Here is a 20,344-nt window from a genome sequence, read left to right as displayed (position 1 = left end):
TGGACCATGATTTCAACTTTAACTAGATGAAGGGCGCAATAATTTATCAACCAAGGTATAAGACGGTTGTACCTGAACCGCTTTGGACCGACGGACCGCTATGTTGATACGCATCCTTGCTTGCTTCTGCTTTGCTGTCGTGCTTGCCATGCCCGCCATTGCGAAGGATCGCGTGGTGGCTGCGCATTACCCTCCGCTGATGGTCTACAACAGTCCCGACCGACCGGGCTATGCCGTCGAAATCATGCAGGAGGCTGCGCGCCGCGCCGGGCGCGAGATCGAGATTTCGTTCCTGCCGTTTGAACGCGCAATCCTCGAGGTGCAGACCGGTCGCGACACCCTCATGCCCGCCCTGTTCAAGGGCAAGGCGCGCGATGACCTGTTCCACTGGATCATCGACATTCAGCGCGCAGAGCTGCGCTTTGCCAGCTTGGGTCCGGCGGTCAACGACCTTGATGCGGCCCGCGCCCTGCGGTCGATTGTGCTGGAACAGGGCACGACCGGTGATGTGCTCCTGTCCAATCTCGGGTTCACCAATCTGACCCGTCTGCAAGATCCCCACGCGAGCGCGCAGATGCTGGCCTCCGGACGGGTTGACGCCTGGTTTCTGGCGCAAAGCAATATGGAAAGGGTGTGGCGTACGCTGGGCTCTGCGAACCCGTTGACCTTCGGGGACCTGATCCACAGTGTCCCCATCGCCATGGTGGCGAGCCCTGATCTGCCGCCCGCCATCTCCGCCGCCTACCGCGATGCCGTTGAGATGATGAAGGCGGACGGCACGCTGGACGCGATCATCAACAGCTACGAAATGAACGATTCCTGAGGACGCGCAAGACATTTGAGGTGATCCGGATGCAGTTGCGTGCCCAAAGGCTGCTTTGGTCTCTGGCGCGTCATTGGCATTTGTAAGACAAGTTCACCCGCCGCGACATGGCCGCCGTGTGCACTGCATTTCAGTGAACTTATTTGCCTGTGCCCATGTGACATTGGTCGCCGGAGCAATCTACGACACAGCCTCTGTGCAGAGGGCGGCGTGCTGTTTTTACAGCGCAAAAACGGGCTCACCGTGGGTCGCAGAGTGGTCGGTACGCGCATCGGCATAAGCAAAAGCATCGGCGCGTATGTTCTGGCAAGGCGAACCGCATTTCTGCCCGACGCATTGCACCGCGCGACACACTCACTTTTGCGGTGAACGTTTCGGGACGTGCATGCCCGAACAGGTCATACAATCAGGTCACGCTTGCGGTAGCGCGCATTCAAGTTTGCCCCCCGCGTATTGCGGTTACCGGTCGTGACCGAACACACAACCGCACACACCGCGCCGGGTTCACCCGTATCAAACGCCCGACCTTGTCCATGTTATTCGATGCCGCGGCAGGGGCGCGGTGAAGGCCGCCCCCGGCCTCGACCCGCCCAAAATACACGAACGCACAACATTAAAACGCGCACCACGCTACGGCGTCATCCCTCGGACATGCCCGATCACAAGGACGGAAGCAGCGCGCCGGCTTCACGTGTTTCGAACGCTCGAGCTTGTCCATGTTATTCGATGCCGTGAAGGGTGCGCGGCGAAGGCCGCTCCGCGGCCTTGCCCCGCCCAAAACACACGAACGCACAACATGAAAACGCGCACCGGTCTACGGCGCCATCCCTCGGGCAGGCCCGATCACAACACCGCGTTTCCGGCCACGCCAAACACCCTCACAAAAGACACTGTGCCGCATCCCTCAAAACTGAAAACCGCGCGGCGCACCCTTATCCCGGAAAAATCCGGGCCATTTCCGCGTCGAACCGGGACCACGACATCGTGGCCTTGTTCCCTGCATAGCCGTGATAGTGCGACTTGCCGGTGTCATTCGGCAGGCCCGCCCAGATCTTGGCGAGGTTGTTCATGAACCCGTGGCGCGACAGGTCCCCGGCGGTGAACCGCGTGATCCCCGCCTCTTTCAGAAGCAGGTCGGCCAGCGCATCCTGCACGGCAGGAGAAAACACCGTGCTGTCCGGCAGCGCCAACGCGTCGGCAAGCCGTCGCAATGTGGGCGGGATGAACTGATACCGTCCGATCGCGTGCGGCATACCCGGCGTCGCATCAATCCAGTCATAGATCTCACCCAACGTCAGCGTCGTGGGCGGTCCACCCGGCAAAACCCATGCACCGTATTGCACCGCATCATAACCTTTGGCCCCCGCTTCCGCCTGCGCAATCAGGGACCGCAGTTGTGCCACCGCCCCGCCCGTCATTCCGGGCAGCACAGGCGCATGCTGCGGCACCGCCATCGGTGCAAACAGGCTCGCGCGCGACGTGCCGGTGAACAGACTGGGCGAGGCCTGTGCCCCCGGCTCGGCCCTCACATAAAGCGGTGCCGCCTGCGACAACAGGCTCGCCCGCCGCTCCATTGGCAAAATCTCGGCCCATGCGGGGCCCATCAGCACACTCAGCACCGCACACAGCCACAGGCCAAACCGATCACGCATCGCAACTCCGTTCTGAAATCATCGCGTTGACGTGCATATGCCCTGCGCACCGTTGACAGACACTTGCCAACGCCGCGCGATCTGCGGCGCTTTTGCCTAAAATCCTCCGCTTTTTCTCAGTGATCGCCCCGGATCATCACGGTTTACGCGTCTTGGGATGCAAGGACGCAGCAAGGATGTGGTCCGATGCGTGCACAACCGTCTGCGCGTGCTGCACGATGCCCGGATCAGGCGCGCTCGCCACGGATGCATCCTTGTCCGGGTAGTCGAGACCGGACAGAAAATGCTTCATGCAATTGATGCGCGCCCGTTTCTTGTCGTTCGACTTGATCACCGTCCAGGGCGCGTCCGCCGTGTCGGTGTAAAAGAACATCGCTTCCTTCGCCTCGGTATAATCGTCCCATTTGTCGAGGCTCGCGCGGTCAATCGGCGACAGCTTCCACTGCTTCAGCGGATCGGTTTTGCGCGCATCAAACCGGCGCTTCTGTTCGTCCTGTGTCACCGAAAACCAGTACTTGAACAGACGGATGCCCGACCGTGTCAGCATCCGCTCAAACTCCGGCGTCTGGCGCATGAATTCGAGGTATTCCGCCGGTTCACAGAAATCCATCACCCGTTCGACGCCCGCGCGATTGTACCACGACCGATCATACAGAACGATTTCACCGCGCGTTGGCAAATGCTTGATGTAGCGTTGGAAAAACCATTGGCCGCGTTCTGCATCACTGGGTTTGTTCAGTGCCACAACCCGTGCGGCGCGCGGGTTCAGATGTTCCATGAACCGCTTGATCGTGCCGCCCTTGCCCGCGGCATCGCGCCCTTCGAACAAAAGCACGCACTTCTGCCCGGTATCCTGCGCCCACAATTGCGCCTTGAGCAGTTCGACCTGCAACGCGGCCTTCTCGGCCTCATAGGCGCTGCGCGTCATCTTGTCGGCGTAGGGGTATGCGCTGGCGTCAAAGGACTGCGCCGATGCGGGGTCAACATCCGCCACCGGTTTCAACGGGGTATCAACATGGGCCATAGGGCACCTCCATCTGCTGGAATGGCCCTATGATGGCGTGATCAACCCATGCTGTCCTTGACGTGCATCAAACCCGTCAGCCGTCGACCCGTATCACGGCGTTCGTCGGGTCATAGGGGCTGTCTGCGGTCACCTCGGCATCCCAGAGCTGATCAAACATCTTGACCTTCAGCCGGGTGCCCGGCGTGGCCAGATCGGGTGTCACATACCCCATGCCGATGGATTTGCCGAACGCCACGGAATAGCCCCCCGATGTCAGACGCCCCACGCGCGTATCCCCATGATAAAGCACCTCGCGCCCCCATGGATCCGCGTCGTCCGGCCCGTCAATCAGCAGGGTCACGCATGTCGACCGGACGCCCTTGGCCTCCATCTCCGCCTTACCGTGGAAATCCTTGGACAGGTCCACAAAACGCGGCAGATCCGCCTCGATCGGTGTCGCGTCACGGCCCAGTTCGGTCCCGAAGGCGCGATAGGATTTTTCCTGCCGCAGCCAGTTCTGCGCCCGCGCACCCACCAGCTTCATGCCGTGCTTTTCACCTGCGGTCACCAGTTGATCCCAGAGGTAGTTCTGCATCTCGATCGGGTGGTGCAGTTCCCATCCAAGCTCCCCGGTATAGGCCACGCGGATCGCCCGCACCGGGCACATGCCCAGTTCGATGTCACGACAGGACAGCCACGGAAATCGCTTGTTCGACAGCACGGTCGACGGGTCCGCATCCTTGACCAATTCATTCAGAACATCGCGCGATTTCGGTCCGGCAATGGCAAACACACCCCACCGCGTCGTCACATCCTCTTCGTTGATGCGCCCGAACTCCGGCTCCTTCTCCGCAATCGCCTTGTAGAGGTAATCCTGATCATAGGCATGCCATGCCCCGGCCGACACGAGGTAGTAATCATCCTCTGCCAATCGCACGATGGTGTATTCCGTGCGCGTCGTCCCGTGTGCCGTCAGCGCATAGGTCAGGTTGATCCGCCCCACCTTTGGCAGCTTGTTGGTCGTGAACCAATCCAGAAACGCGGTGGCCCCCGGCCCCGAAATCCGGTGCTTGGTAAAGGCCGTCGCATCAATCAGGCCAACGCCTTCGCGAATGGCCTTGGCCTCTTCCACGGCGTATTGCCACCAGCCGCCCCGGCGGAACGACCGCGCATCATGGTCAAAGCTGTCCGGTGCATCGAGGGGACCGTAATAATTGGGCCGCTCAAACCCGTTCACACAGCCAAACTGCGCCCCCGCCGCCTTCTGCCGGTCATAGGCAGGGCCGGTGCGCAACGGACGGCATGCCTCGCGCTCTTCATCCGGGTGGTGCAGGATATAGACGTGTTCGTAGCATTCCTCGTTCTTGCGCGCGGCATATTCGGTGGTCATCCAGTCGCCGTAGCGCTTGGGATCGAGCGAGGCCATGTCGATCTCGGCCTCCCCCTCCACCATCATCTGAGCCAGGTAATACCCGGTGCCACCCGCCGCCGTGATCCCGAACGAAAACCCTTCGGCCAGCCACATGTTGTGCAAGCCCGGCGCTGGCCCCACCAACGGATTGCCATCGGGAGTATAACAGATCGGCCCGTTGAAATCGTCCTTGAGACCAGAGGTCTCGCAGGACGGAACGCGGTGGATCATCGCCATGTACTGCTCTTCGATCCGCTCCAGATCCAGCTGGAACAGATCCGCGCGGAAACTGTCCGGCACCCCGTGTTCAAACCGCGCGGGCGCGCCGTGTTCATACACCCCGAGGATCCAGCCCCCCCGCTCTTCACGCACATAGGATTGCGCATCGGCATCCCGGATCACGGGGTGTTCAGCATTGCCCTCGGCCCGGAACTTCACCAGTTCAGGGTCCTGCTCCATCACGATAAACTGGTGCTCGACCGGGATGGCAGGCATCTTGATGCCCAGCATCTTTGCCGTGCGCTGCGCGTGGTTGCCGGAGGCGGTGACCACATGCTCCGCGGTAATCACTACCTGTTCGTCCGACGGCACAAGGTTGCCGCCCTTTTCGACCATCTTGGTCGCCGTGACCTCCCACGCATCACCATTCCAGTGGAACGCGTCCGCCTGCCACTTGCGCTCGATCATCACGCCCCGCTGCCGCGCGCCCTTGGCCATCGCCATGGTGACGTCGGCGGGGTTAATATACCCGTCCGTCTGATGATAAAGCGCGCCCTTCAGATCCTCCGTACGGATCAACGGCCACTTCGCCTTGATCTCATCGGGCGTCATAAACTCATACGGCACGCCGCAGGTCTCCGCGGTCGAGGCATAGAGCATATATTCGTCCATGCGCTCATCCGTCTGCGCCATGCGCAGATTGCCCACCACGGCAAACCCGGCATTCAGCCCGGTCTCTTCTTCAAGCGTCTTGTAAAACTTGATGGAGTAGTCGTGGATATGCGTCGTCGCATAGGACATGTTGAAATAGGGCAGCAATCCGGCTGCATGCCACGTGCTGCCGGACGTCAGCTCATCGCGTTCCAGCAGCATCACGTCCTCCCACCCGGCCCGCGCCAGATGATAGGCAATGGACGTGCCCACGGCTCCGCCCCCGACGACCAAGGCTTTCACATGGCTTTTCATGACCCGACTCCCCGCGGCTGCAAACGTGACCACGTTCTAGGAAAATCCCGCTCCGCCCCACGCCAACAAGCCGACCGGTCGCACGCAAAAAACGACGCGCGCAGCTGATCCTTGTCTCTGTTCCAAAAAATCCTGGGGGTTTGGGGGCAAAGCCCCCATCACACAAATCAAATGCCGTCGCGCAGCGGCAATTGGATCACGGCAGCCGCGTGAACCGCACGGTGCCGATGGGGCGCAGGCCCGCGTCCGTCAAAAATGCCGGATGGGTCAACAACCGCACCGACTGGCGCGGTTGCGTATCCATGTTCGGCCCCGAAAATGCTGGACCACTGTCGGCCCCTGCATCCCAAACCCAAAGCGGACGCGACACCGCATCGCGCCACATGTCCGCGTCTCGCAACTCCACACCGCTCACCCCCGAAAACCAATCCGGGCTCGGGGCCAGCATGGTGGCAAAGGACACCAGGCTGTGCCGCGCCGTCACCGGCAATTCCACAACGAATGTGCCCACCCCGTTGTCCAGTCCCGGCGCAACCACATGCGCCCCCACGCGGCCCCTGCGACGCGCCTCGGCCAATTCGGCCTCCAGCACGGTCACGCGGCCATTGGTGGCAACCAGTGCCAGCCCGCTCGACGCCGTATCGCCGTCTTCAAAAAGCGCGTAGCGCGCCGAATGGGCAAACGCGATCAGCCGGGACCAGTGCTTGTCCTCCGGATGGCCAGCCCCGGTTGCCCCATCCCAGGCAAACGTGACCTCGATCCGGTAGCGTGCCTCCTCCTGCGCAAAGGCCGCGCCCGTCACCAGCCACAGGGCGCCTATCAGGGCGGCAAAACCCCTACCCACGCCGCGGTCCGAAAATCTTGCCGGGGTTCAGGATGCCTTGCGGGTCAAGCGCGCCCTTGATCGCGGCCATGAATTCCGTCGTCGCACCCAGTTCCTTGACCAGATAGGGCATCTTGCCCTGCCCGATCCCATGCTCGCCGGTGCAGGTGCCATCCATCCGGATCGCTTCATCCGCAAGAAACGCAGTGAACGCCTCGGCCCGCCGGACCTCATCCGCGTCGTCCATGTCGATCAGCACCAGCGAGTGGAAATTGCCGTCCCCCACATGCCCCACGATGGGCGCGAGCAGGTCCAGCTCCGCCGCCTTTGCCTGCGCGCCTGTCACCGCCTCGGCCAGCCGCGAGATTGGCACACACACATCCGTCGAAATCCCTTGCGCGCCGGGGCGCAGCTGCAACGTGGCCCAGTAGAGGTCATGCCGCGCCTTCCACAGCTTGTTGCGCTCCTCCGCCGTGGCCGTCGCCACGAAATCCGTGCCGCCCACATCCTCGGCGATGGAGCCGAACATCTCTGCCTGTTCGATCACGCCCCGGTCCGAGCCGTGGAATTCCAGCAAAAGCAGCGGCGTTTCCGGCAGGTCCAGCTTGGCATAGGCATTGGCCGCCCGCACGTTCAGTGCGTCCAGCAATTCGATCCGCGCAACCGGAATGCCGTACTGGATCGTCGTCATCACTGCCTGACAGGCGGCATCAACCGACGGAAAGGACATGCGCGCCGCCGAAATCGCCTCGGGGATGCCCTGCAGCTTGAGCGTGATTTCCGTGATCAGCCCCAACGTGCCCTCCGATCCCACCAGCAGCCGCGTCATATCATAGCCGGCAGAGGTCTTCTTGGCCCGTTGCGCGGTGCGGATCACCCGGCCATCGGCCATCACCGCCTCCAACGCCAGCACGTTGTCCTTCATCGTGCCATAGCGCACCGCATTGGTCCCGGACGCGCGCGTCGCGGCCATCCCGCCCAGCGACGCATTCGCACCGGGATCAATCGGGAAAAACAGCCCCCGGTCGCGCAGATAGGTGTTCAGATCCTCGCGCGTCACGCCGGGCTGCACCACACAATCAAGGTCTTCGGCATGTACGGCCACGATCTTGTCCATTCGGCTGGTATCCACCGAAATTCCGCCCGCAGGCGCATTCACATGCCCCTCCAGCGATGTGCCCGTGCCAAAGGGGATGATCGGAACCTCATGCGTGGCACAGACCTTGACGATCTCCGACACTTCTTGGGTCGAGGTCGGGAACACCACAGCATCGGGCGCCTGCGCCCGGATCCACGTGGTGGTGTGTGCGTGCTGATCCCGGATCGCCTGACCGGTCTGCAACCGGTCGCCGAACCGCTGTTTCAGAATGCCCAACGCCGTGGCAATCCCGTCCTCGTTACGTGGCAAATCGATGGCCTGTGCCATGCGCGTCCTCCCCTTGGCCCCGGCGTCAGTCGCCCAGGGCAATCCCTTCGCGGCGCGGATCGGCCCCGCCCTGCAAATCGTCGCCAATGGCAATGACATGCAGGCCCGAGGTCAGATCGCGCAGGTTCACTTCGTATCCCATGGCCTCCAGCGCGGGGGCCAGTTCGGCGGCCGCCGTCCCGTCCTCGAGGTCATAGGTCCCGAACCGGTTCACCAGATGTGGCAGATCCACCGCCTGCTGCACGTCCATGCCCCAATCCAGATGCGCAATGATCGCCTTCGCGGTATAGCCAATGATGCGGCTCCCGCCGGGCGATCCCACGGCCAGCACTGGCGCGCCGTCCTTCATCACGATGGTGGGCGACATGGACGACCGGGGCCGTTTGCCCGGGGCCAGCGCATTGGCGATCGGCACCCCGTCGCTGTGCGTGCGAAAACTGAAATCGGTCAGTTCGTTGTTGAGCAGGAACCCGTTGGTCATCAGGCGCGCGCCAAAGGCGTTCTCGATGGTGGTGGTCATCGACGCCACATTGCCAAAGCTGTCGACGATGGAGATGTGCGACGTCGACGGCAGCTCGAGGCTCTCATCATCGGCCCACATCGACGCGTGATCAAAGGCCGGATTGCCCGGAGCCACTTCGGCCAGGGCCGCGTCCCCCGAAAGCAGCGCCGCACGCTCCGCCAGATAGGCCGGATCGACCAGACCGGCAGTGGGCATGGGCACGAAATCGCTGTCGGCCATGTACCGCCCCCGATCGGCAAAGGCGAGCCGCGAGGCATCGCCGATCAGCCGCCAGCTTTCGGGATTGTCGGCCCCAAGCCCCGCCAGATCGTAACTGTCGAGCATGCCGAGGATTTGCCCGACCGTCAGCGCACCGGACGATGGCGGACCCATGCCGCAGACGTCATGCGCGCGGTATGTGGCGCAGACCGGTGCACGCTCCTTGACCTGATAGACCGCGAGGTCCAGCGCCGACAGAACGCCGGGATTGCCTTCGGCCCCCTGCACGGTCGCGACAATGTCTGCCGCAATCTGGCCGGTGTAAAACGCGTCCGTCCCGCTTGCCGCGATGGCGCGCAGCGTGGCCGCATAGGCGGGGTTGGTCAGCGTGTCGCCCGCCTGCAACGGCGCGCCACCGGGCAGGAAATACGCCGCCGTATCGGCAAAGCGGGACAGGCGTTCGGCATCGCGCGCCACCAGTCCGGCGAGGCGCGGCGACACCGCAAACCCGCCATCGGCCAGATCAATCGCATCATCAAACAGGCCCGCCCAGGGCTGATTGCCCCAGCGATCATGTAACGCTTCAAGAAGCGCGGGCGTGCCCGGCGTGCCAACGGACCGACCGCCTACCACGGCGTCAAAGAACCCCATAGGTTCGCCGTTTTCGTCCTGAAACAGGCGCGGCGTTGCAGCCAGCGGCGCGGTTTCACGACCATCGAGCGTCGTCAGCTCACCGCTCGCCGCGTCATACCAGACCAGAAACGCACCGCCGCCAAGACCCGAGGATTGCGGCTCTACCAGACCCAACACAACCTGCACCGCGACCATCGCATCCGCCGCCGTGCCGCCCTCGGCCAGCACGTCGACACCCGCCTGCACGGCCAGCGGATTTGCGGCCGCCACCATGTAATTCTGCGCAAAAACCGGCATGCCAGCCGCCTTGGCGGCCTGCGCCGCTGCTGCGGCATCAGACAGCGCCTGGGCCGCGCCGGTTGTGCTGCCTTCGGGCTGCACCGCATCGGCGGTTTGCTGCGCAAGGGCTGCATTGGCAATCAGGGACAGGGCGACAGACAGGCAAAAGCGCATGGGGGTCCTCCTTGGCGCGGAACGGAATCGAAAGGTCAGAGCATCGCGGGCACCACCTGATCCGGTGGGCGATGGCCATCATCGAAGGTCTTGATATTGATGATGACCTTTTCCCCCATCTCGACCCGGCTTTCGCGGGTGGCAGAGCCCATATGCGGCAATAGTACCACATTCGTCAGCTCGCGCAGGCGCGGATTTATCGTGCGGCCCTGTTCATAGACATCGAGCCCCGCCCCCGCGATCTCACCCGCGCGCAGCATCCGGGTCAGGGCGTTTTCATCGATGACCTCGCCCCGGCTGGTGTTCACGATCACCGCATCCGGCTTCATCAGCTTGAGACGACGGGCATTGAGCAGATGAAAGGTGGACGGCGTGTGCGGGCAATTGACGCTGATCACGTCCATGCGGCTGACCATCTGGTCGAGGCTCTCCCAATAGGTGGCGTCCATGTCCGCCTCGGTCTCGGGGCGCAGGCGTTTGCGGTTGTGATAATGGACCTGCATCCCAAAGGCCGCCGCACGCCGCGCCACGGCCTGCCCGATCCGGCCCATGCCAAGAATGCCAAGACGCCGCCCGGCCACACGCCCCCCCAGAAATGCCGTGGGGGCCCAGCCGTCCCAGTCACCGCCTTGCATCGCGGCCAGCCCTTCGGGAATGCGCCGCGTCACGGCCAGGATCAGCGCCATCGTCATGTCGGCTGTGTCATCGGTCAGCACACCGGGCGTGTTGGACACCAGAATGCCGCGCTGGCGTGCCGTGGAGACGTCGATATTGTCCACCCCCGCACCATAGTTCGCAATCAGTTTGAGCCTGTCGCCCGCCTGTCCCAGCATCGCCGCATCCACCGTATCGGTGATCGTGGGCACCAGAACATCCGCCGTTTTCATCGCCTCGACGATCTCGGTCCGGTCCATGGGCACATCGCTGTCGCGCAGCCTGACGTCGAACAATTCGCTCAGCCGGGTTTCGACCTCTTCGGGCAACCGTCGCGTTACGACAACACTCAGACGTTCCTTTGGCATGTGCGCCCTCCCCGTGCTTGGCCTTTCGGCCCGTTCAGGGCATGGTGGCGGATGTGAGCACGAGGCACAAGAACCTCGGCCATATCAAGAGGCATGAGATGAGTGGACCCGTCAAAATGTGGGGAATTTTGCGCAGGCTGTGCCTGACCTTGTGTGTTGCAGCGATTGCTGGACCGGCGCTGGCACGGGACACGGGCCCGGTGACCAACCTGCCCCTGCCGCGATTTGTGTCGCTGAAGGCGACCGAAGGCAATGTGCGGCGCGGCCCCTCCCTGACCCACCGCATCGACTGGGTGTTTCAGCGCCGCGACATGCCTCTGCGCATCACGGCGGAACACGGCCACTGGCGCCGGGTCGAGGATCGCGACGGCATGGGTGGCTGGGTGCACTACTCGCTCCTGTCCGGTATCCGCACGGTCCTGATCGAACAGGACATGCTGACCCTGCGCACCCGTCCCGAGGCGGACGCGCCCGTGACCGCGGCACTCGAGGCCGGCGTGATCGCACGGCTGGGCAAATGCGGCCCCGAATGGTGCCGCCTGTCCTCAGGCGGGTATCGCGGCTGGGCCCCCAAGGCGCGGCTGTGGGGTGTCGCCATTGACGAGCTGCGCGACTGAGCCCTTTCATCTGCGCGCGCACACGCTACTCTGACCGGCATTACCGATTGCAAAGAAAAGCCCTCGCCCCGTGCACGCCATCACCTATTCGCGCTTCGGCGCTGCCGCCGACGTTCTGACCCTTGTGGAGCTGCCGACACCCGATCCCGGTCCGGGTGAGGTGCTGGTCGAACTCAGCCATTCCGGCGTGAACCCTTCGGACATCAAGGCGCGCGCCGGGGCCCGGCCCGGTGTGACAAAGCCCCCGTTTGATCAGATCATCCCCCACAGTGACGGCGCAGGCCGCATCGTTGCGGTGGGCGACGGTGTCGCGGCAGACCGCGTTGGGCAATCCGTGTGGATCTGGAACGGTCAGTGGCAGCGCCCCTTTGGCACCGCCGCCACGCATATCTGCGTGCCCGCGGCGCAAGCCGTCCCCCTGCCGGACGGGATCACGGCGCAGGCGGGCGCAAGCCTTGGCATCCCCGGCCTCACGGCCGCGCACGCGGTGTTCGGCGGCGGCGACATCACCGGCAAAACCGTTCTGATCCAGGGCGGCGCGGGCACGGTCGGCCATCTGGCCATACAGCTTGCGCGGTGGGGCGGGGCCAATGTGATCGCCACCGCCCGTGGCGCGGGCCTGGCCCGTTCGACCAAGGCCGGGGCGCATCACGTGGTCGACTTTGGCGCCGATGACATCGTGGATCAGGTGCTGCGCGCAAATGCGGGCGCGCCCGTGGACCGCATCGTCGAAGTGGAATTTGGCCTCAACGCCCACGCAGACACCGATATGATCGCGCCGGGCGGCACCATCTGCGCCTATGGCTCCGCGCGCGACATGACGCCGACGCTGCCCTTTGGTCCGATGCTGTTCAAGGCCGTGACGCTCGACATCATCCTGATCTACATCCTGCCGGTGGCCGAACGCGCCGCAGCGGTCACACGTCTGCATGACGCGCTTATCGCCGGTGTGCTGGATTGCCCCGTGGCGGAGACCTTTGCGCTGCGCGACTGCCACCACGCCCACGACGCCGTGGCCCAAGGGGGCCGAGACGGCGCCATCCTGCTGGAGACGGACACATGATCCGGGCCTGCCTCATCGCGCTGCTGTTGTGCCTGCCGCTTGCGGCCCATGCCCAGACCGCCGACCAGCCCCAGGGCACCATCGCGGTTGAGGACAGCGCCACGCAAGATGCCGCCATCGCCGTGCGCATCCGCGCCATCCTGAACGAACTCGAAGGGTTCGAGGAGGTCACCGTGACCGTGTCCTCGGGCATCGTCACCCTGCGCGGCACCACCGTGGACGCACCCACCGCCGAACGGCTGAACGAGTTGGTGGGCCGGGTCGCAGGCGTGGTCGCGATTGAAAACGAAGTCACGGAGACCACGGACGTGGTCGCCCGCCTGAACCCTGCCGTGGACCGCTTCATGGCCAGGATGCAGCAGATGGTCGCCCTGATCCCGCTGGCCACGGTCGCGCTTCTGGCGTTCCTGCTGGTCGCGACGGCGGGCGTGCTGCTGGCGCGGATGCGACAGCCCTGGGACCGCATCGCGCCCAACGCGTTCATCGCGGATATCTACCGCCAGATCATCCGCATCCTGTTCCTCGTGGGAGGCGTGGTCGTTGCCCTCGATATTCTGGGCGCAACCGCGCTTTTGGGCACGATCCTCGGGGCGGCGGGTATCGTCGGCCTCGCCATCGGCTTTGCGGTCCGCGACACGGTCGAAAACTTCATCGCCTCGATCATGCTGTCGATCCGCCAGCCCTTCCGCCCCAACGACACCGTCGAAATCGAAGGCGACATCGGCAAGGTCATCCGCCTGACCAGCCGCGCCACCATCCTGCTCAGCTTTGACGGCAACCACATCCGCATCCCCAACGCCACCGTCTTCAAAAGCCGGATCGTCAACTACACCCGCAATGACGAACGCCGATTCCTGATCGATCTCGGTGTGGCCTACGACACCGATCTGGCCCATGCGCAGACGCTCGCACTCGACACCGTGCGCGCCCTGCCCTTCGTGCTCGATGCCCCGGAACCCTCCGTCTGGATCGAAAAACTGGGCGACAGCGCGGTGATCATCCACGTGGCCGCATGGATCGCCCAGCACGAGACGTCCTTTCTCAAGGCCCGCAGCGAGGCCTGGCGGCTCTGCATCGCGGCCTTTGACGCGGACGGGATCGTGATGCCCGAAAATACGCTGCGTGTGCTGGGCGTGGGCGACGCGGACGCGCCGCAAACCGCCCCGCAGCCTGTCCCGAAACCCACCGTTCGGGACGTCGCGACACAAGACGTGCAGGCCACCGACGAAGCCGCGCTGGAGGCAATCGTGAACCAGGAACGCGAAGACGGCACAAACGAAGATTTGCTGAACCGCGACAGCTTGCGCGAAGAATAATTCCTCCCCTGAAATTTTCCCACGATCAGGGCTTGAACAGGATCAAATCGCGGCGTATCTACCGGCCCACGTTGGGACGTAGATCAATTGGTAGATCAACTGTTTTTGGTACAGTAGGTTGTAGGTTCGAGTCCTACCGTCCCAGCCACACCCCAACACCGCAGGACACCAACGGACCACATATGCGGATGGCAGCACTGCGTGGTATGCTGCGCCCATGTCACCGACCCGCCGCTACCGCTTTCGCCCCGTCCGCCGCGATGACCGCGATCTGTTGATGCGCTGGCAACGGGCCGACCATGTGCGCAGGTGGTGGGGCACCGGCGATCCGCTCTCGGATCAGGACCTCGCCGACACCCGCGTGGCCCGCTGGATCGTGTCGCAGGACGACCGGCCCTTTGCCTACATGCAGGACTATGATGTGCACGGCTGGGCGGATCACCACTTTGCACACCTGCCCGCCGGATCGCGCGGCATCGACCAGTATATCGGCGTGGCAGACATGCTTGGCGCCGGGCACGGGCCCGGGTTCATGAACCAACACCTGCACACGCTCTTTGCCAAAGGCGCGCCCGTGATCGCAACGGACCCGCATCCCGAAAATGCCCGCGCCATCGCCGCCTACCGCAAATGCGGCTTTGCCCCCGCGGGCCCGCCACAGGACACACCCTGGGGCCGCATCCTGCCCATGACCACACAGCGTGAACCGGACACCTCATGATCACACCCGACTATGCCCGCACCATGGCCCGCTACAATCGCTGGCAGAACCAGTCCCTTGTCGCCGCCGCAGACACCCTGACCGACGCCACCCGCTGGCAGGACGGCGGGGCCGCCTTCCGCTCCATTGCCGAAACGCTCAACCATGTCCTCTGGGATGACCGGGTGTGGCTGGCACGGATGCAAGGCGACGCCAGCACCGCGGCCAAGATCGACAGCCGCCACCCCTATACCGACACGCCCCGCGCCTGGGCCTCTTACAAAACGGCGCGCGCCGCCTGCGACGGCTCCATCGTGGACTGGGCCGACACCCTGACGGATGCGGACCTCGCCCGCCCCACGCGGTGGAAACGCGGCTCCGAACCCGTGGAAACGGCGCTCGGCTTCAACCTCGTGCACTTGTTCACCCACCAGACGCACCACCGCGGACAGGTGCACGCCCTGCTGACCCGCGCCGGAGCCACGCCAGAGCCCACGGACCTGCAAATGCTCCACATCCTGCATCCGGGCACACTGCCTGTTTCTTCTGGCTGAAAATACCACGGGGGTGCGGGGGCAGAGCCCCCGCGTGTCGCGACGCCGACACGGCGGCGCAATCCCTCATCCCGATGCCCCTCCCCCACGCATCCGCGTTGGACAACGCAGCGCCATCATGAAATGAAAGGCGCACGCAAAACGCGTTTTCCTTTGCTCAAACAGAAGTCCGTACGCGGCACAGCAGGTCCAAAGCCATGACACCCTTCGGCTTTCAACTCTACACGGGGCGCGATGTCCCCTCGCTTCAGGCATTCCTCACCCGGCTCTCCGCCCTTGGCTATTCCCATGTCGAAGGCTTCGGTGGCGCCTATAACAACCCCGCGGCCTTCCGGACCGCGATGGACGTGGCCCGCCTGACCATGCCCTCGGGGCATTTCGGCCTCGCCGATCTGCGCGATGATTTCGACGGATGCGTCGACATCGCCCGGACGCTTGGCGTCAAAACGATCATTGCCCCCTATCTCGACGCGGCCGAGCGGCCTGTGGATGCGGGTGGGTACACCGAACTCGCCCGCCGGCTGGGTATCCTGCACAAACGCTGCGCCGATGCCGGGTTCGGCTTTGCCTGGCACAACCATGATTTCGAATTCACCCCGCTGACCGACGGCGCCATCGGCATGGACGTCATCCTGAGCGAGGCCCCCGATATCGCGTGGGAGGCGGATCTGGCCTGGGTCATCCGGGGCGCTGCGGATCCGATGGCGTGGATCGACCGCTATGGCAGCCGCATCATGGCCGTACACGTCAAGGACATCGCACCGGACGGCGAAAACCTCGATGAGGACGGCTGGGCCGATCTCGGTGCCGGGACCGTCGACTGGCCCGCGCTGATGGCGGCCGTCACCGCCCAGGCAGGTGATGTGCTGTGGATCGCCGAACATGACAAACCGCGCGACCCGCGCGACTTTGCCGAACACGCCGCCAATACGTTTTACAAATGGACAGCCGTCTGAACACAGGTATGGGGCGGCCCTACGGTCGCGCCCCACACCGTCTCAGGTCAGATCGTCGAGGTTCAGCCGCTTGGGCTCCGCCGCTTCGATGATCGCCCGCGCGTCCCTGAGAAAGGCCACCGCCTCGGCGACCTTCACCGGATCAAGGCCCAGTTCGGCAAACCCGTCCGAGATCACCTTTTGCGCCCGCGCCAGCACCACGCGCCCCTTGTCCGCAATGGTCAGCACCACGCGGCGCTCATCTTCCTCGGCCCGTTTGCGGGTGATCAGGTCGAACGACGCCATCTTCTTCAGGAGCGGCGACAGCGTGTTCGGCTCCACCGCGGCGCGCGACGACAGTTCCGACACCGTGAGCGGCCCCGCCTCGTCCAGCACCATCAGTATAACCAGCTTCGGATAGGTCAGACCGGTTTCGTTGAACGCCGCCTGATAATAGCGCCCGTATGCCCGGTTCAGGGAATACGCGCCAAAACACAACTGGTTGGCAAGGTCGGTATCAGCACTGGCATCTGTCATGGCGGATTTACGCTAGTGACTTACATTGGGAATGGAAAGGGTTGACTTTAATACAATCGTATAAGATTAATTCGTACACGAAATATATCAGGAGAATACAAATGGCGTCCATTTCCCGTCGTGCCTTTGGCACCGGCCTGCTGGCTGCACCGGCCCTGTCCACACTGTCCGCGGCCCCCGTTCTGGCGGCGGCCCATGCTGCGCCCAAGGCCGCGCCCGCGATGTTTGACGCGCCACTGGGCCGTTACCGGATCACGGCCCTGTTTGACGGGATGGCGGGCCTGCAAAAGGGGTTCTTTTCCGGCCCGGATCAGGCCGCGATCGACGCCGCACTGGCGGCGGGCGGCATCACGGGTGATGCGATGCCTGCGCCGGTATCCGCCTTCCTGCTGCAATCGGACGACCGCACGATCCTGATTGATGCCGGCATGGGTGAGGTCGACATCCTCGGCCCCGGCTTTGGCCGCACCTTTGACGCGCTCACCGCCATGGGTCTGACCACGGACGACATCGACACGATCATCGTCACGCATGCCCACCCCGACCATATCGGCGGCATGCTGACCGGCGGTGCGGCGACCTTTGCCAATGCCGAGGTGGTCATCGCCGAGCAGGAGGTTGCGTTCTGGGGCGATGAAGGCATCATGGAGCAGGCGCCCGAGGACGCGCGCGGTCTCTTCCAACTGGCCCAGGGGGTCTACACCGCCTATGGCGACCGCATGCGCCCCGTCGCGGGCGGGACCGAAGTGGCCCCGGGCATCACCCTGGAACTCGCACCCGGCCACACCCCCGGACACAGCGTTCTGGCCATCGACGGCGGCGACCAACAGCTGATGATGATCGCCGACGCCCTGCACAGCTCGGTCTTGCAAACCGCCCTGCCCGACACGGGCTTTGGCTTTGACGTGGACGCCGCACAGGCCGCCGCATCCCGCCGGGCGCTTTTTGACCGGATGGCGGCGGACAATATGCTGGTCGCAGGATCGCACCTGCCCTTCCCCGGCTTTGGCCGCATCATCGCCCACAGCGATGCCTACGCCTATGTGCCCGCCAGCTGGATGTAACCAAGCGGTTTGACGCGTTGAGGGGCCGCCGGTGATCCAACCGGTGGCCCTTTGCACATCCGCAACCCGCGTTGCGCCACACACGGGCTTGCCTGACACGCCCTGCACAGGTCAGATGCACGAAACCAGCATCAGGACCATGCCCCATGCCCACAGATATCTTTGCCCTGCCCGGCCAGTTCTACCGCGGCAACCTGCACACCCATTCGACCCGCTCCGACGGGGCGCTTGACCCTGCGGAGGTGTGCCGCCGCTACCGCGCCGAGGGCTATGATTTCATAGCACTCACCGACCATTTCGTGGGGCCCTTCGACTATCCGATTGTCGACACCGCGGCGTACCGGACCGAGGATTTCACCACCATCCTCGGAGCGGAACTGCATTCGGGGGCCATGGAAAACGGCGCGCTTTGGCACATCCTCGCCGTTGGCCTTCCACCGGATTTCGCCCCTTCCAATTCACCCGGGTTTGCCCCCGTGCCCGATCAGGAAACCGGGCCGGAGATTGCCCAGCGCGCCCGCGACGCCGGTGCCTTTGTCGCCGTGGCGCACCCCGAATGGTCGGGCCTGACAACGGCAGATGCGCGCAGCATCACCGCAGCCCACGCGGTGGAAATCTACAACCACGGCTGCGCCGTCGATTGCGACCGCCCGCACGGCTTCTACACGCTGGACCAGCTGCTGACCGAAGGGCGGCAGCTGACGCTCTGCGCCACGGATGACGCGCATTTCAGCACGCCGGACGCGTTTGGCGGGTGGGTCATGGTCAAGGCCGACCGGCTCGACCCCGATGCCCTGCTCGACGCTCTCAAGGCGGGCCATTTCTACAGCTCGACCGGCCCCGACCTGCACGCCATTCACTGGAGCGCCGACAGCGTGACCATCGACTGCTCCCCCGCCATTTCGATCATCGTGCAGGGTCAGGGCATCGACACCGTTTGCGCCCGCGGCGATGCGCTGACCACCGCGACCCTGCCGCTCGACCGCTTTGCCAACAGCCCGTGGCTGCGCGTGACGATCATCGACGCGCAGGGCAAACGCGCCTGGTCCAATCCGGTCTTTGACCGACCCACCGCTTGACCACGGATGCGCCACGCGCCACGCTGGCGGGCATGAGACTGACCCTGATCCTGTGCCTGCTCACAGGCCCCGCCCTGGCCGACGCCTGTGACGACTGGTGGTTCACCCGCAACCTGATCATCGACCGGGCGGGCTACTGCTTTGGCTCCGCGCTGGGCCAGGCGCAGTTCGACAACACCGGCTGTACCGGCAAGGACGTGACGCTGAGCGCGGCCGACACCGCCGCCGTCGCCAAGATCCGCACCTACGAGGCGGAATACCAATGCCGCGTCGACACCAGCCAGACGCAGCTCTATCTGCCCGACCGCGCCATACGGCTGCAACTGGACACGCAGCCCATCTCCGACGCGCTGGAAAGCGCCTGCATCAACTACCGCGCCGCCCCGCTCACCTTGCGCAGCGGCCCCGGACCACAGGCCCGGCCCGTCGGCCAGATCACCCAAGGGGACACGATCAGCTTTGGCCACGAGGGGATCGGCGATTGGGCCTATGTCACCACCTATGACGGCAACGGCATCTTGCGCAGCGGCGGCTGGCTGGGCGACCGCCTGCCCGAAGCGTCCTGCGAATTCTGGGCGGGCTGACCGGTTACAGGTGCGTGTCAAACTGCTGCCAGACCGGCAGCAGCCCCTCAACCCGCGTGAGCGATGCCTTGATCACACCCGCCTCGCGCCAGTCCGACCCGATCGGCGCCGACACCGCCAGCGCCTTGCGCCGCAGCAGATCACCATGCGGGTGATCGGCATCATAAGGTTTCGGCACCTTCTTGAGCGGCTCCGGCCCCCAATCGCTGATCTGCGCGCCGCAGGTCTGCTCGGCCTCGTCCAACGCCTCCCGAAGCCCGTCACCCCAGCTGTCCACAAAGGCGCGGTACCGCGTCAACGTTTCCCCCTTGAGGCCCATGACCCCCATGCCGAGGATGAAATAGGACGGCGACAGCCCCCAAAACCACGACGGCGCCAGCGCATCCTGATCCGCCGGTGACCACATCACATGCAGATGCGCGTTCAGCGGCGTCTTGTCCTTGGAAAACCGCACATCGCGATAGATGCGAAACACCTTGGGCGCATGCGCCTTGCCGGTCAGCCGCGCGATATCCTCGGCCATCAGATCGGCAAAAAACGCCGCCGGCCCCGCAATCGCATCCTTGTAATGCGCCTTGTGCGGCTCGAACCAGTCCTTGGAATTGTTCCGCTCCAGCTTGGTGAAAAAGGCCAGCGCCTCTTCGACCATTGCCTCGAACCCGTCCGCCATATGCGCCTCCCCGTGCCTACGGTAAACCTATGGCCAGAGACGGGCCTGTCCACCGTTAAGCCTTTGGTAA

At 64.2% G+C, this 20,344-nt stretch carries 19 protein-coding genes and 1 tRNA gene; 11 read left to right on the top strand and 9 right to left on the bottom strand.

Annotated elements, in window-relative coordinates:
• Positions 1–100 precede the first annotated feature (100 nt).
• Complete coding sequence (locus ACERHN_RS14955) at positions 101–823, top strand: substrate-binding periplasmic protein (RefSeq protein WP_415919817.1); 723 nt, start codon at positions 101–103, stop codon at positions 821–823.
• A 932-nt stretch (positions 824–1,755) separates the two neighbouring features.
• On the opposite strand, the gene ACERHN_RS14950 is transcribed toward ACERHN_RS14955, so the two are convergent.
• The 7 genes from ACERHN_RS14950 to ACERHN_RS14920 form a co-directional block, all read right to left on the bottom strand.
• Positions 1,756–2,475 carry a hypothetical protein gene (locus ACERHN_RS14950; RefSeq protein ID WP_415919816.1) on the bottom strand — a complete coding sequence of 240 codons (720 nt, stop codon included), beginning with the start codon at positions 2,473–2,475 and terminating at the stop codon, positions 1,756–1,758.
• 136 nt (positions 2,476–2,611) lie between these two features.
• On the bottom strand, positions 2,612–3,499 hold the full coding sequence (gene ppk2 / locus ACERHN_RS14945; RefSeq protein WP_415919815.1) for a polyphosphate kinase 2: 888 nt from the start codon (positions 3,497–3,499) through the stop codon (positions 2,612–2,614).
• A 76-nt stretch (positions 3,500–3,575) separates the two neighbouring features.
• On the bottom strand, positions 3,576–6,077 hold the full coding sequence (locus ACERHN_RS14940) for a GcvT family protein (protein ID WP_415919814.1): 2,502 nt from the start codon (positions 6,075–6,077) through the stop codon (positions 3,576–3,578).
• A gap of 196 nt (positions 6,078–6,273) precedes the next feature.
• Positions 6,274–6,921 carry a spondin domain-containing protein gene (locus ACERHN_RS14935; RefSeq protein WP_415919813.1) on the bottom strand — a complete coding sequence of 216 codons (648 nt, stop codon included), beginning with the start codon at positions 6,919–6,921 and terminating at the stop codon, positions 6,274–6,276.
• Positions 6,914–8,326: an FAD-binding oxidoreductase gene (locus ACERHN_RS14930; protein ID WP_415919812.1), complete on the bottom strand. Its 1,413-nt coding sequence runs from the start codon at positions 8,324–8,326 to the stop codon at positions 6,914–6,916. The genes ACERHN_RS14935 and ACERHN_RS14930 overlap by 8 nt, the downstream gene beginning before the upstream one ends.
• A gap of 25 nt (positions 8,327–8,351) precedes the next feature.
• A complete protein-coding gene (ggt, locus tag ACERHN_RS14925) occupies positions 8,352–10,133 on the bottom strand; it encodes a gamma-glutamyltransferase (RefSeq protein WP_415919811.1) in 1,782 nt (593 codons plus the stop codon).
• A 35-nt stretch (positions 10,134–10,168) separates the two neighbouring features.
• Entirely contained in the window at positions 10,169–11,155 is a 987-nt protein-coding gene (locus tag ACERHN_RS14920; protein WP_415919810.1) for a 2-hydroxyacid dehydrogenase, read from the bottom strand.
• A 116-nt stretch (positions 11,156–11,271) separates the two neighbouring features.
• Between ACERHN_RS14920 and ACERHN_RS14915 the strand changes: the two genes are divergently transcribed.
• The 7 genes from ACERHN_RS14915 (at position 11,272) to ACERHN_RS14885 (ending at position 16,361) form a co-directional block, all read left to right on the top strand.
• Positions 11,272–11,772, top strand: coding sequence for an SH3 domain-containing protein (locus ACERHN_RS14915; protein ID WP_415919809.1), 501 nt, complete (start codon positions 11,272–11,274; stop codon positions 11,770–11,772).
• A 70-nt stretch (positions 11,773–11,842) separates the two neighbouring features.
• A complete protein-coding gene (locus ACERHN_RS14910; protein ID WP_415919808.1) occupies positions 11,843–12,835 on the top strand; it encodes an NADPH:quinone reductase in 993 nt (330 codons plus the stop codon).
• Positions 12,832–14,151 carry a mechanosensitive ion channel domain-containing protein gene (locus ACERHN_RS14905; protein ID WP_415919807.1) on the top strand — a complete coding sequence of 440 codons (1,320 nt, stop codon included), beginning with the start codon at positions 12,832–12,834 and terminating at the stop codon, positions 14,149–14,151. Before ACERHN_RS14910 ends, ACERHN_RS14905 begins: the two co-directional genes overlap by 4 nt.
• 72 nt (positions 14,152–14,223) lie before the next feature.
• Positions 14,224–14,299, top strand: a tRNA-Gln gene (locus ACERHN_RS14900).
• Positions 14,300–14,368: 69 nt separating this feature from the next.
• Positions 14,369–14,872, top strand: a complete 504-nt coding sequence (locus tag ACERHN_RS14895) for a GNAT family N-acetyltransferase (protein WP_415919806.1) — start codon at positions 14,369–14,371, stop codon at positions 14,870–14,872.
• Positions 14,869–15,405 (top strand): DinB family protein, encoded by a 537-nt coding sequence (locus ACERHN_RS14890; RefSeq protein WP_415919805.1) that lies wholly within the window; start codon positions 14,869–14,871, stop codon positions 15,403–15,405. Before ACERHN_RS14895 ends, ACERHN_RS14890 begins: the two co-directional genes overlap by 4 nt.
• 197 nt (positions 15,406–15,602) lie before the next feature.
• The gene (locus ACERHN_RS14885) at positions 15,603–16,361 is read left to right on the top strand and encodes a sugar phosphate isomerase/epimerase family protein (protein WP_415919804.1); all 759 of its coding nucleotides are present in this window, start codon (positions 15,603–15,605) and stop codon (positions 16,359–16,361) included.
• Between the two features lie 42 nt (positions 16,362–16,403).
• On the opposite strand, the gene ACERHN_RS14880 is transcribed toward ACERHN_RS14885, so the two are convergent.
• The gene (locus tag ACERHN_RS14880) at positions 16,404–16,877 is read right to left on the bottom strand and encodes a MarR family winged helix-turn-helix transcriptional regulator (RefSeq protein WP_415919803.1); all 474 of its coding nucleotides are present in this window, start codon (positions 16,875–16,877) and stop codon (positions 16,404–16,406) included.
• 101 nt (positions 16,878–16,978) lie between these two features.
• Here ACERHN_RS14880 and ACERHN_RS14875 point away from each other — a divergent pair, with 101 nt between their 5' ends.
• From ACERHN_RS14875 to ACERHN_RS14865, 3 genes are all read left to right on the top strand, one after another.
• Positions 16,979–17,941 (top strand): MBL fold metallo-hydrolase, encoded by a 963-nt coding sequence (locus ACERHN_RS14875; protein ID WP_415919802.1) that lies wholly within the window; start codon positions 16,979–16,981, stop codon positions 17,939–17,941.
• A gap of 146 nt (positions 17,942–18,087) precedes the next feature.
• Complete coding sequence (locus ACERHN_RS14870) at positions 18,088–19,020, top strand: CehA/McbA family metallohydrolase (protein WP_415919801.1); 933 nt, start codon at positions 18,088–18,090, stop codon at positions 19,018–19,020.
• 32 nt (positions 19,021–19,052) lie between these two features.
• Positions 19,053–19,604, top strand: a complete 552-nt coding sequence (locus tag ACERHN_RS14865) for a DUF4453 domain-containing protein (protein WP_415919800.1) — start codon at positions 19,053–19,055, stop codon at positions 19,602–19,604.
• Positions 19,605–19,608: 4 nt separating this feature from the next.
• Here the strand turns inward: ACERHN_RS14865 and ACERHN_RS14860 are convergent, their stop codons facing one another.
• A complete protein-coding gene (locus tag ACERHN_RS14860) occupies positions 19,609–20,274 on the bottom strand; it encodes a DUF2461 domain-containing protein (protein WP_415919799.1) in 666 nt (221 codons plus the stop codon).
• Positions 20,275–20,344 lie beyond the last annotated feature (70 nt).

The sequence above is a fragment of the Tateyamaria rhodophyticola genome (assembly GCF_047777875.1).
Lineage (GTDB): Bacteria > Pseudomonadota > Alphaproteobacteria > Rhodobacterales > Rhodobacteraceae > Tateyamaria.
Note: the sequence above shows the minus strand (reverse complement) of the source record. Positions and strands in the feature narration are given on the sequence as shown.

What these genes read in the sequence shown, in the direction of transcription:
- ACERHN_RS14880 (WP_415919803.1), bottom strand. Translation starts at nt 16,877, where the DNA reads ATGACAGATGCCAGTGCTGATACCGACCTTGCCAACCAGTTGTGTTTT.
- ACERHN_RS14920 (WP_415919810.1), bottom strand. Translation starts at nt 11,155, where the DNA reads ATGCCAAAGGAACGTCTGAGTGTTGTCGTAACGCGACGGTTGCCCGAA.
- ACERHN_RS14950 (WP_415919816.1), bottom strand. Translation starts at nt 2,475, where the DNA reads ATGCGTGATCGGTTTGGCCTGTGGCTGTGTGCGGTGCTGAGTGTGCTG.
- ACERHN_RS14915 (WP_415919809.1), top strand. Translation starts at nt 11,272, where the DNA reads ATGTGGGGAATTTTGCGCAGGCTGTGCCTGACCTTGTGTGTTGCAGCG.
- ACERHN_RS14890 (WP_415919805.1), top strand. Translation starts at nt 14,869, where the DNA reads ATGATCACACCCGACTATGCCCGCACCATGGCCCGCTACAATCGCTGG.
- ACERHN_RS14930 (WP_415919812.1), bottom strand. Translation starts at nt 8,326, where the DNA reads ATGGCACAGGCCATCGATTTGCCACGTAACGAGGACGGGATTGCCACG.
- ACERHN_RS14940 (WP_415919814.1), bottom strand. Translation starts at nt 6,077, where the DNA reads ATGAAAAGCCATGTGAAAGCCTTGGTCGTCGGGGGCGGAGCCGTGGGC.
- ACERHN_RS14905 (WP_415919807.1), top strand. Translation starts at nt 12,832, where the DNA reads ATGATCCGGGCCTGCCTCATCGCGCTGCTGTTGTGCCTGCCGCTTGCG.
- ppk2 (WP_415919815.1), bottom strand. Translation starts at nt 3,499, where the DNA reads ATGGCCCATGTTGATACCCCGTTGAAACCGGTGGCGGATGTTGACCCC.
- ACERHN_RS14870 (WP_415919801.1), top strand. Translation starts at nt 18,088, where the DNA reads ATGCCCACAGATATCTTTGCCCTGCCCGGCCAGTTCTACCGCGGCAAC.
- ACERHN_RS14865 (WP_415919800.1), top strand. Translation starts at nt 19,053, where the DNA reads ATGAGACTGACCCTGATCCTGTGCCTGCTCACAGGCCCCGCCCTGGCC.
- ACERHN_RS14875 (WP_415919802.1), top strand. Translation starts at nt 16,979, where the DNA reads ATGGCGTCCATTTCCCGTCGTGCCTTTGGCACCGGCCTGCTGGCTGCA.
- ggt (WP_415919811.1), bottom strand. Translation starts at nt 10,133, where the DNA reads ATGCGCTTTTGCCTGTCTGTCGCCCTGTCCCTGATTGCCAATGCAGCC.
- ACERHN_RS14860 (WP_415919799.1), bottom strand. Translation starts at nt 20,274, where the DNA reads ATGGCGGACGGGTTCGAGGCAATGGTCGAAGAGGCGCTGGCCTTTTTC.
- ACERHN_RS14885 (WP_415919804.1), top strand. Translation starts at nt 15,603, where the DNA reads ATGACACCCTTCGGCTTTCAACTCTACACGGGGCGCGATGTCCCCTCG.
- ACERHN_RS14955 (WP_415919817.1), top strand. Translation starts at nt 101, where the DNA reads ATGTTGATACGCATCCTTGCTTGCTTCTGCTTTGCTGTCGTGCTTGCC.
- ACERHN_RS14895 (WP_415919806.1), top strand. Translation starts at nt 14,369, where the DNA reads ATGTCACCGACCCGCCGCTACCGCTTTCGCCCCGTCCGCCGCGATGAC.